At 71.8% G+C, this 14,603-nt stretch carries 17 protein-coding genes and 1 tRNA gene; 8 read left to right on the forward strand and 10 right to left on the reverse strand.

Translation table 11 applies throughout. The annotated features are described in order from the left end of the window. Positions 1-81 precede the first annotated feature (81 nt). The 7 genes from AB0367_RS13105 to AB0367_RS13135 all read right to left on the reverse strand — a co-directional run bounded on the left by AB0367_RS13105 (position 82) and on the right by AB0367_RS13135 (position 7,332). Positions 82-933, reverse strand: coding sequence for a hypothetical protein (locus tag AB0367_RS13105; RefSeq protein WP_366226489.1), 852 nt, complete (start codon positions 931-933; stop codon positions 82-84). 466 nt (positions 934-1,399) lie between these two features. Next, positions 1,400-1,476 (reverse strand) — tRNA-Ala (locus AB0367_RS13110). Positions 1,477-1,541: 65 nt separating this feature from the next. Continuing rightward, positions 1,542-2,219, reverse strand: coding sequence for a hypothetical protein (locus tag AB0367_RS13115; RefSeq protein ID WP_366226490.1), 678 nt, complete (start codon positions 2,217-2,219; stop codon positions 1,542-1,544). Positions 2,220-2,426: 207 nt separating this feature from the next. Beyond that, a complete protein-coding gene (locus AB0367_RS13120) occupies positions 2,427-3,044 on the reverse strand; it encodes a GNAT family protein (protein ID WP_366226491.1) in 618 nt (205 codons plus the stop codon). Continuing rightward, positions 3,041-4,327: a gephyrin-like molybdotransferase Glp gene (gene glp / locus AB0367_RS13125; protein WP_366226492.1), complete on the reverse strand. Its 1,287-nt coding sequence runs from the start codon at positions 4,325-4,327 to the stop codon at positions 3,041-3,043. The genes AB0367_RS13120 and glp overlap by 4 nt, the downstream gene beginning before the upstream one ends. Further along, complete coding sequence (locus AB0367_RS13130) at positions 4,324-5,256, reverse strand: UTP--glucose-1-phosphate uridylyltransferase (RefSeq protein ID WP_366226493.1); 933 nt, start codon at positions 5,254-5,256, stop codon at positions 4,324-4,326. Before AB0367_RS13130 ends, glp begins: the two co-directional genes overlap by 4 nt. A 9-nt stretch (positions 5,257-5,265) precedes the next feature. After that, entirely contained in the window at positions 5,266-7,332 is a 2,067-nt protein-coding gene (locus AB0367_RS13135; RefSeq protein ID WP_366226494.1) for a diguanylate cyclase, read from the reverse strand. 73 nt (positions 7,333-7,405) lie between these two features. Here AB0367_RS13135 and AB0367_RS13140 point away from each other — a divergent pair, with 73 nt between their 5' ends. Next, positions 7,406-8,050 (forward strand): 5-formyltetrahydrofolate cyclo-ligase, encoded by a 645-nt coding sequence (locus tag AB0367_RS13140; protein ID WP_366226495.1) that lies wholly within the window; start codon positions 7,406-7,408, stop codon positions 8,048-8,050. Positions 8,051-8,053: 3 nt separating this feature from the next. Next, complete coding sequence (locus tag AB0367_RS13145) at positions 8,054-8,416, forward strand: FmdB family zinc ribbon protein (protein WP_366226496.1); 363 nt, start codon at positions 8,054-8,056, stop codon at positions 8,414-8,416. 64 nt (positions 8,417-8,480) lie between these two features. Here the strand turns inward: AB0367_RS13145 and AB0367_RS13150 are convergent, their stop codons facing one another. Then, on the reverse strand, positions 8,481-8,618 hold the full coding sequence (locus AB0367_RS13150; protein ID WP_366226497.1) for a hypothetical protein: 138 nt from the start codon (positions 8,616-8,618) through the stop codon (positions 8,481-8,483). Positions 8,619-8,749: 131 nt separating this feature from the next. Here AB0367_RS13150 and AB0367_RS13155 point away from each other — a divergent pair, with 131 nt between their 5' ends. Continuing rightward, positions 8,750-8,899 carry a hypothetical protein gene (locus AB0367_RS13155; RefSeq protein WP_366226498.1) on the forward strand — a complete coding sequence of 50 codons (150 nt, stop codon included), beginning with the start codon at positions 8,750-8,752 and terminating at the stop codon, positions 8,897-8,899. Between the two features lie 84 nt (positions 8,900-8,983). Continuing rightward, the gene (locus AB0367_RS13160; protein WP_366226499.1) at positions 8,984-9,283 is read left to right on the forward strand and encodes a translation initiation factor 2; all 300 of its coding nucleotides are present in this window, start codon (positions 8,984-8,986) and stop codon (positions 9,281-9,283) included. Positions 9,284-9,303: 20 nt separating this feature from the next. Here AB0367_RS13160 and AB0367_RS13165 read toward each other — a convergent pair whose 3' ends face one another. Further along, positions 9,304-9,786: a hypothetical protein gene (locus tag AB0367_RS13165; RefSeq protein ID WP_366226500.1), complete on the reverse strand. Its 483-nt coding sequence runs from the start codon at positions 9,784-9,786 to the stop codon at positions 9,304-9,306. Between the two features lie 117 nt (positions 9,787-9,903). On the opposite strand from AB0367_RS13165, the gene AB0367_RS13170 reads away from it, so the two are divergent. Both AB0367_RS13170 and AB0367_RS13175 read left to right on the forward strand, forming a co-directional pair. Then, the gene (locus tag AB0367_RS13170) at positions 9,904-10,335 is read left to right on the forward strand and encodes a Fur family transcriptional regulator (RefSeq protein ID WP_366226501.1); all 432 of its coding nucleotides are present in this window, start codon (positions 9,904-9,906) and stop codon (positions 10,333-10,335) included. After that, positions 10,332-11,144 (forward strand): oxygenase MpaB family protein, encoded by an 813-nt coding sequence (locus tag AB0367_RS13175; RefSeq protein WP_366226502.1) that lies wholly within the window; start codon positions 10,332-10,334, stop codon positions 11,142-11,144. Before AB0367_RS13170 ends, AB0367_RS13175 begins: the two co-directional genes overlap by 4 nt. Before the next feature lie 59 nt (positions 11,145-11,203). On the opposite strand, the gene AB0367_RS13180 is transcribed toward AB0367_RS13175, so the two are convergent. Next, positions 11,204-11,590 carry a DCC1-like thiol-disulfide oxidoreductase family protein gene (locus tag AB0367_RS13180; RefSeq protein ID WP_366226503.1) on the reverse strand — a complete coding sequence of 129 codons (387 nt, stop codon included), beginning with the start codon at positions 11,588-11,590 and terminating at the stop codon, positions 11,204-11,206. Between the two features lie 131 nt (positions 11,591-11,721). On the opposite strand from AB0367_RS13180, the gene AB0367_RS13185 reads away from it, so the two are divergent. Together AB0367_RS13185 and AB0367_RS13190 are read left to right on the forward strand one after the other, a co-directional pair. Continuing rightward, positions 11,722-12,138 carry a thioredoxin domain-containing protein gene (locus tag AB0367_RS13185; protein ID WP_366226504.1) on the forward strand — a complete coding sequence of 139 codons (417 nt, stop codon included), beginning with the start codon at positions 11,722-11,724 and terminating at the stop codon, positions 12,136-12,138. Between the two features lie 62 nt (positions 12,139-12,200). Next, the gene (locus tag AB0367_RS13190) at positions 12,201-14,186 is read left to right on the forward strand and encodes an intein-containing Rv2578c family radical SAM protein (RefSeq protein ID WP_366226505.1); all 1,986 of its coding nucleotides are present in this window, start codon (positions 12,201-12,203) and stop codon (positions 14,184-14,186) included. Positions 14,187-14,603 lie beyond the last annotated feature (417 nt).

Raw genomic sequence — 14,603 nt, forward strand, 5'->3', positions numbered from 1 at the left:
CGATCCCGCCACCCCTACTTGCACAACGGCACCGTTTGCGTTCTCAGAGGATGGTTGGCCCCATTCGAGCTCCCGGCGCCGTCAGGGCTTGATCTTTTCGGCGACGTCTGTGGCGATGGCCACCACCTGGTCCACGCTCAGCGGCGAGTCCTGTTGGTGCGGCCGGCCGCCAGACTCGGCGCCGTCCACCTCGTTGGAAACGCTGATGTCCAGCACCCGCCCGTCGGACAGCTCGACCTGCACGTCGTGGGCGACGAACGCCCAAGGGCCGTTTAGCTTTGATGGCTTGGCTGACGAGGTTCGCACTGCGACCCGCTCGCCGTGCGGGCCGGCGCGCCGGACGCAGCCGGGCTCCGGGCCGTTTCGTGTCTGGCAGGTGAGCCCGTTCTCCTGGGCTTGTCTGGCCCGCTGGAGGGCGTCGGACCCGCACTTCGGGTTGGCTGAGGCCGCCGCACCGGAGCAGAACAGGCGGTAGTCGGTGATCTGGAGTTGGAGGCTGCCCTCAAGCGAGCCGATCTGGAGGTTGCTGCCGCCGTAGAACATTTGGCCGCTGGCCTGTGTGCCGCCGACGCTGATCATGGCGGGCGGCTGCCCGTCGGTGGTCGGCGTTCCGTACGGGTTCCCGCCCAGCCAGCGGGCGCCCGGGGCCTCCCGCTTGACCGCGTCGTCCAGCGCTTCGCTCAGGCGCCGCCCGGTCGTCTGGGCCGACTCCTGGTCGTCAGCGACGAGCCGGAAGGTCGGGGCATCGCTCGGGGCAGGGGACCCCGTTCGGCTTGGGGAGGATGCGGCCGACAGCAGTGATCCCGCCTGCGGCGAAGCCTCACCGGCCCGGTGCGAAAGGGTCGCACCGGCGGTGGTCGCCACCGCCACCACCACAACCGCTGCGGCCAGGCCGATCCGCCGGCGCGTGTGGCGGCGCTGCTCCCTGGCCATGATGCCGGGAACGTCGACCGTGGACGGTGGCGGCGCTAGCTCGACGTGGCCCGGCCCATCTCTACGACGTCGACCGACACCACTGGCTGCTGGTGAAGCCCCGCTACCATGACGTGCGAAGATCGTCTAGCCGGGGGCTGCGGTGTCACGGGCTCAGAAAGCTTCGCTGCCCAGTCGCGCAATCCTTGGACAGCTGCTTGTCGTAGGTCGTCGTCTACGGTCTGCTCCGCGAGGAAGCGCTGCTCTAGTCAGTGCAGGCCCGGCCTCGCACGCCACCCGGAGATGCGCAGGGGAGCTGAGCGAAGGCTCCCCGGTGGCGGTGCTCGACCGGCTACTGCCCAAGCCGGAATGATCCGGTCACCGGGGCTCGACCAAGATCATCTCCCCAATTTCTCCCAGGGGGACGATCTGGGCAACAGAAAGGGCCGATCCCTGCGTGGGAATCGGCCTTGACCTGCTGGTTTGTTGGTGGAGTTGAGGGGACTCGAACCCCTGACCCCCTCGATGCGAACGAGGTGCGCTACCAGACTGCGCCACAACCCCAACCGGTCTGCCGAAGCGGACCGGCGCTAAGAGTAACAGGTCGCCTGTCGGGTGCGCGAATCAGATCACTGACCCGACGCTCGCGTGTCGTACGGGCGTCCACGCAGGGCCGAAAGCCGGGCCGCCTCGCGGCGGGCTCGGTCGCGTTCGGCCAGCTGGCGGGACAGAGCCTCGCGGCGGGCGGCGGCGCGGCGGAGCTGCTCCCGGCGGACCTGGGCCTGGCGGCGGGCGATCCATGCCGCGTACCGCGCCTCGTCGCGGCGGCGCCGGCGGTCGGCCAGGGCGCGGTTGCGCAGGTGGGCGAGGTAGGCGACGAGGAGCAGGCCGGTGACGGCGAAGCCCACCCAGAAGCCGGGGCTGACGAGCGCGATGCCGCACACCTCGACCGTGTTGAGCAGGACCAGCGCGAGCAGCACCCGGCGGCGCCGGTACATCGCGCGCGGGGCGCGGTGGACCCGGCGGCGGGCCGACGGCGGCACGGGAGCCAGGGAGCGGCGCGGCGGCGGCAGCGGGCCGGAGGCGGAGGACACCCGCGGCACCAGCAGGCGGGGCGGGTTGACCGGACGGCGGCCGGGCACGGTGCGGCGGCGCCGGTCCGCGCGGGACAGCACCCGCGCGGTCGACAACGCCCGCTCCGCCACCAGCCGCTCTGTAGCGTCGTATCGGCGCACCAGTGCGGGCGCCAGGGCGAGGAGCCCAGCAGCGGCGAGGACGGCGAGGAGCACCGAGGTCGGCACCCTCACCCCTCCTAATCCAGCCTCTCGCGCCGGTCCGCCGGGCGCGCAAGTCATTCAAAGTTGTCGAAGTTACAACGAGGTAACTCCGACTCATGACCATACGTCGCGTGGCGCGTTTTACCACGTCAACACGCAGGACGAAACGCCCGTTCGCGCGAGCTCGGGCAGAACCGAAATGCCGGAGAGATCGACAGATGGGCGAACGCGGCCGGGTCAGGCGTTGGCTGAGGACTTGTGCCAGCGTTCCAGAAGGCCGCGCTCGTTCGCCAGGTCCTCGGTGGTCATGGCGTAGCCGAGGTGGTCGCGCCAGTCGCCGTCGATGTGGAGATACCGGTGATGGTAGGCCTCCTGGCGGAACCCCAGCTTCTCGACGACCCGGCGGCTCGCCAGGTTGTCGGGGCGGATGTTCACCTCGATCCGGTGCAGCCCGCCGACGCTGAACGCGTGGTCGACCACCAGCGCGAGGGCCGTGGGAATGATGCCCTTGCCGGCGAAGCGGGAGTCGACCCAATATCCGGCGTACCCGGAGCAGAACGCCCGCCGCACGATATTGCCCAGCGTGAGCTGCCCGACGAGCTGGTCGGCGTAACAGACCGCGAAAGGCATCGCGGTTCCGTGCCGGGCGGCGCGGCGCAGGTCGGCGTGCACGGCGCGGAAGGCGGCCACGGAGTTGAGCTCATACCAGGTGCCGTAGGGGGTCGGCTCCCACTTGCCGAGCCACTGCTCGTTGGCCCGGCGCACCTCGGACCAGGCGCGCGCGTCTGAGCGACGATACGGCCGCAACATGACCGGACCGTCGGAGAGGACTGCGGGCCACCCCGGCTGACTCATCGCCGCCTATCCAAGAGTATGACGTCCACGGTGGAGCCTGCGGCCGCGCTGATGACCTTCTCGCCCAGCACCATCAGGCCGTTGGCGTCGGCAAGACCGGAGAGGGTGTACGGACCACCGGCCAGCGGAGCGACAGTGTACCCGCCACCGCGGCGCTCCGTGATGTACGCGGGCCGGAACTCGCGCATCCCGGACGGCGAGCTGACGGTTTCCAGCAGGTGGGCGCGCACGCTCGGGCGGAAGACCGGGTCGGCGCCGGCGAGCAGCTGGATGACCGGGCGGGCGAGGACCTCGAAGCCGATGAGCGCGGCGCCGGGGTCCCCGGGCAGGCAGACGATCGGCACGCCGTTGGGGCCGCCGTAGTTGCCGTAGCCGAGGGACGAGCACGGATACACCGAAAGATCGGAGAACACGACCGTGCGCGAGAGGATGCGGCGGACCATGTCGCCGGGGCCGGTGCCGGTCCCTCCGGTGGTGATGATCAGGTCGGCGCGCAGCATCTGGTCGTCGAGCAGGCCGCGCAGGCCCTCGGGGTCGTCGTCGCAGATGCCGACGCGATACGCGTGGGCGCCCGCCTCGGCCGCCGCGGCGGTGAGGGCGTGGGAGTTGGCGTCGACGACCTGGCCCGGCTGGCTGGCCCGGCCGACGTCGACGAGCTCGTCCCCGGTGGCGATGACCACGACGCGCGGACTGGGGCGGACCACGACGTGGCCGATGCCGCTGGCGGCGAGCACCGAGACCAGCGGCGGGGTGACGTAGGCCCCGGCCCGGGCCAGGACGGCACCCGCGGGCAGCTCGTCGCCGGCGCGGCGCACGCCGTGGCCGCGCTTGGCCGGGTGGTACACCTCGACCGCGGCCATCCCCTGGTCGGTCATGCCGGACGGCACGACGACGTCGGCGGAGACCGGCATGAGCGCCCCGGCGGCGACCGAGAAGCAGGTGCCGGGAGTGAGGCGAACCGGGCGCCAGCTCGAGGCCACCAGGTCGCCGACGACGCTCAGCCGGACCGGGCGGCCCGGCTGAGCGTCGCTGATGTCGTCGAAGCGCGCGGCGTACCCGTCGATCGAGGCGTGGTCGAACGCGGGCACGGGGCCCGGCCCGACCACGTCCTCGGCGAGCACGTTGCCGTGCGCGGCGGTGATCTCCAGGTCCAGCGGGGGCAACGGGCGCAGCCCACGGAGCACGCCGGCGAGGTAGTCGGCGAGGGGGACGCGCGCGGTCGACCCGACGCCGGCGTCGCGCGCCGCGTCGGGGAGGGAGCCCTTCGCTGGAACCGCTGTCACCCGAGCAATTCCTTCTCCACGAACTGGGTCAGCCACTGGCTGAATGCCTCGCCGAGGTCGTCGCGCTTCACCGCGAGCTGGACGACCGTCTGCAGATACCCCAGCGGCATGCCGGTGTCGTATCGGGTGCCCCGGTAGACGATGCCGTGCACGGGAGTCCCCTCCGCGAGCAGCAGCGCCATCGCGTCGGTGAGCTGGATCTCCCCGCCGGCGCCGGGGCCGATGCGGCGGATCGCGTCGAAGATCTCGGGGGGCAGCACATACCGCCCGACGATGGCGAGGTTGCTCGGCGCCTCGTCGGGCTTGGGCTTCTCGACCAGCGCGGTGACCTTCACCGTCTCGCCGGCATCGACGATGTGATCGGAGGGTTCGACGGCGGCGATGCCGTAACGGTTGGTCTCCTCGGGGTCGACCTCGATGAATGCCAGGACGATGCCGCCCGTCTGCGCCTGCAGGTCGAGCATCGCCGGGAGCAGCGGCTCACCCTCGTCGACGAACTCGTCGCCGAGCAGCACCGCGAAGGCCTCGTTGCCGACGTGCGACTCGCCGTACGAAACGGCATGCCCCAGCCCGAGCGGCTCACCCTGCCGGCAGGTGTAGATCTCGGCCAGCTCGGACGGGCGCTTGATCGCCTCAAGGCGCTTGGTGTCGCCCTTCTCGGCGAGCCGGGCCTCCAGGTCGGGGCGGCGGTCGAAGTGATCGACCATGGAGGTCTTGCCGCGGCCGGTCACCAGGAGGATGTCCCGGATGCCGGAGGCGGCAGCCTCCTCGACGATGTATTGCAGCACCGGCCGGTCGACCACCGGGAGCAGCTCCTTGGGTACGGCCTTCGTCGCCGGGAGGAAGCGGGTGGCAAGTCCCGCCGCCGGGATCACGGCTTTGACAGCCCGCTGACGCGTCGCGGACTGGTGAGGAGTCGTGTCAGGCATGTAGAAAGGCTAGCCGCCGCGGCTCTGTCGCGGTGGTTGTGCCGCCTTGGGCGCGCCGGGCGTCACCTCGACGCTCGCCTTCCCGCTGCTCACGGCGGCCGCCAGCCGATATGTGTCCCGACCTCCCGCCTTGGCCGCGTACAGGGCGTCGTCCGCCGCCTCGAGCACCGCCTGGCCGGTAGTTCCGTGATGCGGAAATACCGCGATACCGATCGATACCGTAATCGGGATCCGGCGCGGCGGCTGGCCGGCGCTCGACGACACCGCGAGGACCGAGGCGCGCCGCACGGCCGTGCCCAGCCGCTCGGCGAGCACCGCGGCGCCGCTCGCGTCGGTCTCGGGCAGCAGCACCACGAACTCCTCCCCGCCCTGCCGGAACGCGAAGTCGACCTCGCGGATCTCCGCGCGCAGCCGGCGGGCGACCTCGGCCAGCACCGCGTCGCCGGCCGGGTGCCCATGGGTGTCGTTGACCTCCTTGAAGTGGTCGAGGTCGAGCACGAGCACGGCCAGTGCGCGGCCGAACCGGCTGGCCCGCTCGATCTCCCGGCGCAGCGACTCGCGCAGGTAGCGGTAGTTGGACAGGCCGGTCAGCGGGTCGGTGAGCGACAGCCGCTGCGCCTCCTCGTGCACCCGGACGTTGTCGACGGCGACGGCGGCCTGCCCGGCGAAGGTGCGCAGGGTGATCAGGTCGGCGTCGTCGAACTCGTCGAAGCCGTGCCGGTCGTAGAGGGCGAGCACGCCGCGGGCGGCCGGCGGACGCTCCGGCTGCGCCTCCAGCCCGGTGGTCGGCCCGGCGGCGGGGGCGGCGATCGGCACCGCTACGTAGGTCACGCAGCGCGGCTCGGCCGCCGCGAGGAGCGGCCCGTCGCGCTCGACCCGCCCGCGCATCGGCTCGCCGGAGGCGGCGACCGTGCCGAGCAGCCCCTCCCCCGGCTGGAGCCGCAGCTCGGTCACGTCCGTCCCGGCGAGCCCCTCGCTGACCTGGCCGCGCAGCTCGGTGCCGGCCGGGTCCGCCATGAGCACCACGCCGGCCCGCGCCCCGGTCGCGGCGGTGGCGGTCTGCAGGATCACCTGCAGGATGCGGTCGAGGTCGTGGGTGCCCGCCAGGGTGTCACCCAGCACGCCGAGCTGGCGGCGCAGCTGGTCACGGCTGGTCGTGAGCGCCTGGACGTACCTCTGCGTCTCCCGCGTCATGCGGTTGAACGTCTGCCCGAGCCGGCCGACCTCGTCCCGGCCGCGCACCGGCGCCCGGGCGCCGAGATCCCCGTCGGCGACCCGCTCAACGGCCTGCGCGAGCTCGGTGAGCGGCTGCGTCGTCGACCGGGCCAGCCACCAGGCGACGCTGACCGCGACCAGGCCCGCACAGACGACGACCGCCACGAGCACCGCGTAGAGCCCCTGCGTGTCGGGCGCGGGCACGCTGATCGCCAGGGTGAGCGGCTGGCCCGGCTGCGGGTCGAGGCGGCGCACCAGCCGGCCGCCGTCCGTCACGCCGGTCGCACCGGGCACGAGCCCCCGTGCGGCCTGGACGATGCCGGAGTCCTCAGCCGTGGGCTGCGCGCCGGCGTCGAGGGAGTTGATCCGCACCCCACTGGCCGAGGCGAGCCAGCCGAGCAGGCTGGAGTCGACGGGCTCGACCGCGTACGCCCGGCCGATGCGCTGCCCCCGCGCGTCGAGCACGTCGACGGAGGACGAGACCGCCGCGAACGCCGAGGACGCCGGGTACGTCGAGGCGGCGCAGTCGACCCACGGACGGGCCGGCAGTTCGCCCGCCGAGGTGAGCACGCCGCCGCCGGCCCGGGTTACCTCGACCGCGCGGGCCAGGCCCCGGCTGATGGCGGTCTGCGCCGCGTCGGGCCGGTCGCCGAGCAGCGCGACGGTCTCGGCGGCGAGGCGTAGCCGCTGGCAAGTGACAGAGAGGGCGGCGCGCAGGTTGTCGGCGCCGGCGTCGAGCCGCTCGGTGGCGCGCTGGTCACTCACGGCGGCGACGGCGATCCCGACGAAGACCGCGCCGAGCAGCACCGGCCCCAGCACGACGGCGAGGAAGGCCGCGGCGAGCCGCGCGCGCAGCGTCACGTCCGTCCTTTCTTGCCTCGCACCGTACCTGGCGGGTTTGGATGCGATGCTGTCACAGTCGAGGAGGAATCGAGTGGCGCTGTCAGGGGTGTCCCCAAAATCCGAGCTCAGGGCGCACATCAGGTCCGCGCGCCGGGCCATGCCGGGCCCCGTCCGGGCGACCGCGGACCGTTGCCTGGCCCTCGCAGCCGTCGATCTGGCACGGCGGGCGGCGGCCCGCACGGTCGCCGCCTACGTCCCGCTGGAGTTCGAGCCCGGCGGCGCGGAGCTGATCCCCGCCTTGGCCACGGCGGCCGATCGCCTGCTGCTGCCGGTCCTGCTCGACGACAACGACCTGGACTGGGCCGAGCATCCCGCCCACGGTCCCTTCGCCCCCGGCCGCTTCGGCCTGCTGGAGCCGACCGGCCCCCGGCTGGGCCGTGAGGCGGTCGGCGAGGCGGACCTCATCCTGCTGCCCGGGCTCGCTGTCTCGGATGATGGGACGCGGCTGGGCCAAGGCGGCGGCTCCTACGACCGGGTCCTGCGACGGGTGCGGGCCCCCACGGTCGTGCTGCTCTACCCGGGTGAATTTCGTGCCGATGTTCCAGCCGAAGCGCACGACCAGCGCGTCTGCGGGGCGCTGGAGGCTTATGACACCGCGCACGTCCACTGGACGAAGGGGTGCCCGATGCCGCAACATTGGCACTCGAAGTATCGGAGTGCCAATGATGGAGGCTGAGCGGTGCCGACCTACCAGTACGCCTGCACGGAGTGCGGACACCAGCTGGAAGCTGTGCAGTCGTTCACCGACGATCCGCTGACCGTGTGCCCGCAGTGCCAGGGCCGGCTGCGCAAGCAGTTCTCGGCGGTGGGTGTCGTGTTCAAGGGCTCCGGGTTCTACCGCAACGACTCGCGCTCCCCGACCAAGTCGGGCTCCTCGACCAAGACGGAGAGCAAGACCGAGACCAAGTCCGAGTCGAAGAGCGAGACCAAGACGGAGTCGAAGCCGGCGACGAGCACCTCCCCGTCCGGCTCGTCCTCCTCGGGCTCATCCTCCTCGTCGAGCTCGAGCTCGTCCTCTTCCTCGTCGTCCTCCGCGGCCTGAGTCGCAGACGCAGAGCGCCCGGTCCCCCGCGGGGGCCGGGCGCTTCGTGCTTGCTGGTGTGATGTCAGTCCCAGTGGGGCGGCCGGTCGGCGAGCAGGCGGTCGTCGTTGGTCGACGCGCGCTCACCCCAGCCCGAGTCCGTGTCGTCGGTCGTGTGGTCCGGGAGCACGACCAACTCGTCGGCGAAGTCCTCGAAACTCACTTCACGCTGATCATCGGTGGGAGCCCACCCGTTCGTACCTGCCACGGCAGCGAGCCTACCCGCAGCAGTTTGCGGGAAAGTGGCCGAATGGCGACAGTCGCCTTCCCGGTATACCCGTCACACTCGGCGGCATGACAGAATCCACCCCCGAACCGGCGTACGACGCTCCTCTTGGCGAGGCTCCCGCAGACGATCAGGAGACCCAGCGCCTGGACGATCTGGACCTCGACGCCACCCGCCCCATGTCGCTCGCCGAGCTACGCGAGCTGATGATGGGCTAACCCGGACTGACACCGACCGGCGGTCCGGGCGGGTCTCCGCCCGCCTGGACCGCGGCCGCGCGTGAGATGGGTAATGTCGTCGGCGTGAGCGACGACGCGTACTGGCGACGCCCGGCCGAGGGTGCCGAGGCGCCCCCTCCCGCGCCCGCCGCCCCGCCGAGCGTCCCCTACGCCGGCGCTCCGCGCAGCACTCCGCCCCCGCGCGGCTGGCGCCCGCCCGTCGTGGAGAGCCCGGCCCCGCCGCGCAAGCTGCCGGCCCAGGACGTCGAGCGCGTCGAGCGCGAGGAGCAGGCCGCCACGATCCTGACGAAGGGCATGGGTCTCGTCGCCGGCGCGATCCTGGTCGTCGTGCTCCTCATCCTCTGCGGCCGGGTCCTCTTCTGAGTGCCGATCCGCGTGCCGGCTCAGAAGCCCGACCAGACCATGTGCGCGCCGCTGTCGCCGGTGCGGTAGCAGTAGTACATCGAGACCCCGGACAGCACGACCGCGAGCCCGGCGACCGCCCAGTAGGCCGCGGACCGGGCCTTGATCCGAACCCGGCCACCGGCGGCCGGCGGGATCATGAACACCATCACCAGCGCGACCACGGCCAGCAGGAACACGAACCGGAACAGCATGTCGGCGTAGTCCTCGTGCTCGGCGACCAGGGCCTTCATCTGCGGCGCCTGGAAGGCCCGGTGGGCGCTGAACGCTTCGCCGGACTCCTTCGCGAAGAAGGTCGCGCCCGGTGCGGCCAGCGCGAACACGACCAGCGACCACCGGATGTGCCGGCGGCTCGCGGGCCAGACCGCGTACAGCACCGCGGCCAGCACCAGGAGCGGCACCAGGACCACGGCCGCATGGATATACAGCGGATGCGCCGGAATGCCAAGGACACGGTCGAACACGGGGCCTCCTCGTCCAGTTGCGATCCTCCCCCGCGGGTGATTACCCGTGCGGAGGATCCCAGGTTCAGAGCCTGGAAACATTTGAACGGTTCCAGGCTGCGTGGTCTGATTGATGCTGTGTCGGGTGAAGATCTGCTGCGCGCCCGGGGTCTGCGTGTGACGCGACCCCGGCTGGCCGTGCTGGAGATCCTCGAGACTTCCCACGGCCATCTCGACGTCGAGCAGATCGTGGCCCGGGTGCGCCGGCGCTTGGACACGGTCTCGACCCAGGCGGTGTATGACGTGCTCAGTGCCCTGTCCCGGGCCGGCCTGGCCAGGCGGATCGAGCCAGCCGGCAGCCCGGCGCGATACGAGTCGCGGGTCGGCGACAACCACCACCACGTCGTCTGCCGGGGCTGCGGCGAGATCGCCGACGTCGACTGCGCGGTCGGCGACGCGCCCTGCCTGACCCCGTCGCAGGCGCACGGCTTCGTCCTGGATGAGGCGGAGGTCACATTCTGGGGCCTGTGCCCCGCCTGCCAACTCAAACGGGACGAAGAAACGCAGTGACGGACGCCGGCCTGTTCGGTCCGGACTCGATCACCTGGCGTGTGCACCGCGAGCCGATCGTCTCCGTCGGCGGCCTGCGCAGCCTGTACTTGCAGGCGCTGCATCCGCGGGCGGTCGCCGGCGTGGAGCAGAACAGCCGATACCGCCAGGATCCCTGGGGCCGCCTGGCGCGGACCTCGACATACGTGACCACTGTGATCTACGGCACGACCGAGGAGGCGCAGCGGGCCGGCGCCCAGGTCCGCCGGATACACGCCCGGATGACCGCCGTGGACCGGCGCACCGGCGAGCGGTTCCGGATCGACGATCCCGAGCTGCTGCGCTGGGTGCACGTCACCGAAGTGGAGTCGTTCCTGACCGCCGCGCGGCGTGGCGGGCTGCGGCTCACCCCGGCGGAGGCCGACGAGTATTACGGCGAGCAGACCCGCACCGCCGCCCTCGTCGGGCTGGACCCCGCCACGGTGCCCGACTCGGTGGCGGCCGTCGAGAAGTACTACGCGCAGATGCGCCCGTCGCTCGAGCTCACCGTCGACTCAGCGGCCACCGGGCTGTTCCTGACCATGCCGCCGCTGCCATACGGCCTGGGCCTCACCCCGGTGCGCGGCGCCGTGTTCGCCGTGTCGGCGCTCGCGATCGGGCTGCTGCCGGCGTGGGCGCGCAAGCTGTACGGGCTGCCCGCCCTGCCCGCCGCCGACCGCATCGCATCGGTGAACACCCTGGTCCTGGGCCGGTTGTTGCGATCGGTGCCGATCGAGTGGATCGAGTCCCCGGCCCGCAAGCGGGCGATGGAGCGGCTGGGCCTGCGCTGATCCCACCCGGCGCGTTCATCCCGGCGCGACCCGGTGGCCGCCAGCGCTCGCGGTCACGTTCACCCGGCGCGCGCCGGGTGGCCGGGCGGAAGGGCGCACGCGGCCGTGCCGCCAGGCATCCGGTGGCGATTGCGGGCGACCCAGCGGTACACCGGCCAGGCGAGCGCGGTGATCGGGCGCAGGCCCAGGACGGCACCGGCGGCGCGCCATATCAGGCCGGCGCGGCGCAGCAGGTCGGCGATCGCGGCGGGACCGGCGGTGGCGCGGCCCGGCGCCACGTAGCAGACCGCGGAGCTCACCTGCTCCTCGGTCAGGCCCAGCGCCTCGAGGTCGGCGAACTGCCAGGCCCCGACATCCGCGTCCGGCCTGATGCGATGCTCTATGAACCGGGCGCATGATGAACAGAAGGCACAGTCACCGTCGAACACGAAGGTCGGGCGTCGCACCCATCCATCATCGCGCAGCCGGGGTGAGCCCGCGAGGGTGAGCCCTGGCACCGGCTGGGAATGCTGGTAAGGGGTTTGTGGTTATGGCAGTGCGTACCCGATGCGACGCCATGAAGGATCGGAGCTAAAGCATGGCAACCGTAGAGCTGACCGCGGAGAACTTCGCCGAGAAGATCGGCGGCGAGGGCATCGCCCTGGTGGACTTCTGGGCCTCCTGGTGCGCGCCGTGCCGGAATTTCGCGCCGGTCTACGAGCGGGTGTCGGAGCTCAACCCTGACATCACGTTCGGCAAGGTCGACACCGAGGCAGAGCAGCTGCTCGCGGCCGAGTTCAACATCCGGTCGATCCCGACACTGATGATCGTCCGCGACGGCGTGGCGCTGTACTCCGAGCCCGGCGCGCTGCCGCAGCAGGCCCTCGAGTCGCTGATCCAGCAGGCGCGGGACCTCGACATGGACGAGGTGCGCGCCAAGGTCGCCGAGACGCAGACGACCGAGACGGGCCAGGCCACCAAGGACGACTCGGACGACAGCGTAGTCAAGGCATAACGCCTGGTAGTACACCATCGGCATTCCTTGAATTCCGTTCGTACGCGTGTTCGAATGAGCTCGTGCGATGGGACAACCTCAAGGCGACTGGCGGTGCTGCCACCGGTGATCCCGGGCAGCCGCGAGTGCTACCGCTCGCGCTGCCCGGGGCCGTGGCCCGGACTTTCGACACGCCCGAGTTCCGCGGCGTCACCTTCTACGAGGTTCAGGCCAAGTCCCTGATCAACCGGGTGCCCGGCGCGTCCCGTGTGCCGTTCGAGTGGACGCTCAATCCCTATCGCGGCTGTTCGCACGCCTGCGTGTATTGCCTGACCGGCGACACCGAGATCCTGATGGCCGACGGCAGCACCAGGCCGCTGGCGGATCTGCGGGTCGGCGACGAGATCGTCGGCACTGTGCGGGACGGACGGCTGCGGCGATACACGACGACCCGGGTCCTCGCGCACTGGGCGACCGTCAAGCCAGCCCATCGGGTGACGCTCGCCGACGGCACGACGCTGGTGGCCTCGGGCGAGCACCGGTTCCTCACCGACCGCGGCTGGAAGCACATCACCGGCACCCGGCACGGCCGCAGCCGCCGGCCCCATCTGACCACCGCCAACCGCCTCGCCGGCTTCGGTGCGCTGCCGAACGCGGCACCGACGCGGTCGCCGGCGTATCGGCGCGGATACCTGTGCGGCTTCGTCAACGGCGACGGACACGTCGCGCCGGTGCCGGCGGCGGCGCTGGAGCGCGCCCACGAATACGCGGCGGCGTGCGGAGGGCTGCACGCGTTGGCCGGCGAGGGGGAGGCCGAGCGCGAGTTCGCCGGCGCCAGCGTCCGCGCCGCGAGCGCGGTGCTCGACTGGCCGCAGACGCCGGAGCGGGACTGGCGGCTGGGGTTCGTCGCCGGCTTGTATGACGCGGACGGCGGGCTGGCGGGCGGCCTTCCCCGCTTCAACGCGGTCGACAAGGTGGTCGTCGACTGGCTCGTGGAGTGCCTGACGGCGCTCGGCTTCGCCGCCGTCGTCGTCGAGCCGTGCGCCGGGCCGGGCGGGGTCCGGGTGCTGGGCGGGACTCGGGAGCGGGTGCGGTTCGGGCTGATGTTCGGGCCGGCAACCGGGACGGACACGGTGGCCGGCGAACTGGTGCGCGGCGACGACGCGCTGCGGGTCGTCGGCGTGGAGCCGCTCCGGGTCGAGGTGCCGATGTATGACATCACGACCGGCACCGGCGACTTCATCGCCAACGGCGTGGTCAGCCACAACTGCTTCGCCCGGCGCACCCACACCTACCTGGACCTCGACGCCGGCCACGACTTCGACACCCAGATCGTGGTCAAGGTCAACGCTGGCGAGGTGCTGCGCCGGGAGCTGTCGGCCCGCGGCTGGACGGGTGCGCACCTCGCGATGGGCACCAACGTCGACTGCTACCAGCGGGCCGAGGGTCGGTATGGCCTGATGCGCGAGATCCTCGCCGCGCTGCGCGACCACGCCAACCCGTTCTCGATCCTGACCAAGGGCACGCTCATCACCCGCGACCTCGACCTGCTGCGCCAGGCCGCCGAGGTCACGTCGGTGAGCCTGTCGATGTCGGTCGGGTTTGTCGACGAGGGCCTCTGGCGCTCGGTCGAGCCCGGCACCCCGAGCCCGCTGCGCCGCATCGACGCGATCCGCCGGCTGAGCGACGCCGGCTTCCCGGTCGGCGTGCTGATGGCCCCGATCCTGCCCGGCCTGACCGACACGCCGGAGTCCATCGACGCCACGGTCGGCGCCCTGGCCGCAGCGGGCGCGGCGAGCGTGATGCCGCTCGTGCTGCACCTGCGACCGGGGGCACGGGAGTGGTATCGCACCTGGCTGCTGCGGGAGCATCCGCAACTGGGGCCGCGGTACCGGGAGCTGTATGGGGACGGCTCGTATGCGCCACAGCCCTACCAGCGCGAAGTCGCCGCGCGGGTCCGGCTGGCGGCGCGCCGGCACGGGCTGCGCACGGGCGGCACGGGCACGGCGCGGGGCGTGGACGCACCGAAGCGGACTCCGGCGGCGGGCGAGCAGTTGACGCTGCTCTGAGCGGGCGGCCCGGGTCAGGCATCTACCGATGCCGCCGGGTTCGCCGTCGCCAACTCCGGCGGTGCCGTCCGGCCGTTCCGACCGGCGCGCCAGTGGCATAGCCAGGGTTATCGAGGCCCGTCTTCTCCAACGGGGAGGAAGCCGGCCATGACTGCCTAACGGAATCACTCTCAGTAGTGAGAATTCCGTCACAGTGTGTAGTCATCATGCTCAATGCGTGCAAGATGTGACGCGCATCTCTATACGCAGCGTTGCGAGGGGGTGGGCGGCGGTACCAAGATACTCACCACAAGAGCGTGGGCGGCGGGCGCCAGGCAGAGCCCCGCCGCTCACTGCGTTTTCCTCACACTTGACCGCTTCCTCTATCGGCGGCCCGGCCTAGACCTGCATGCTGCGCAAACACATGACAGAGCTGTC

The sequence above is a fragment of the Dactylosporangium sp. NPDC051484 genome (genome assembly GCF_040689395.1).
Classification (GTDB): Bacteria; Actinomycetota; Actinomycetes; order Mycobacteriales; family Micromonosporaceae; genus Dactylosporangium.

Bases quoted from the DNA above. Each gene is read 5' to 3' on its own strand.
- AB0367_RS13105 (WP_366226489.1), bottom strand. From the start codon at position 933: ATGGCCAGGGAGCAGCGCCGCCACACGCGCCGGCGGATCGGCCTGGCC.
- AB0367_RS13120 (WP_366226491.1), bottom strand. From the start codon at position 3,044: ATGAGTCAGCCGGGGTGGCCCGCAGTCCTCTCCGACGGTCCGGTCATG.
- AB0367_RS13130 (WP_366226493.1), bottom strand. From the start codon at position 5,256: ATGCCTGACACGACTCCTCACCAGTCCGCGACGCGTCAGCGGGCTGTC.
- AB0367_RS13155 (WP_366226498.1), top strand. From the start codon at position 8,750: ATGACAGAATCCACCCCCGAACCGGCGTACGACGCTCCTCTTGGCGAG.
- AB0367_RS13185 (WP_366226504.1), top strand. From the start codon at position 11,722: ATGGCAACCGTAGAGCTGACCGCGGAGAACTTCGCCGAGAAGATCGGC.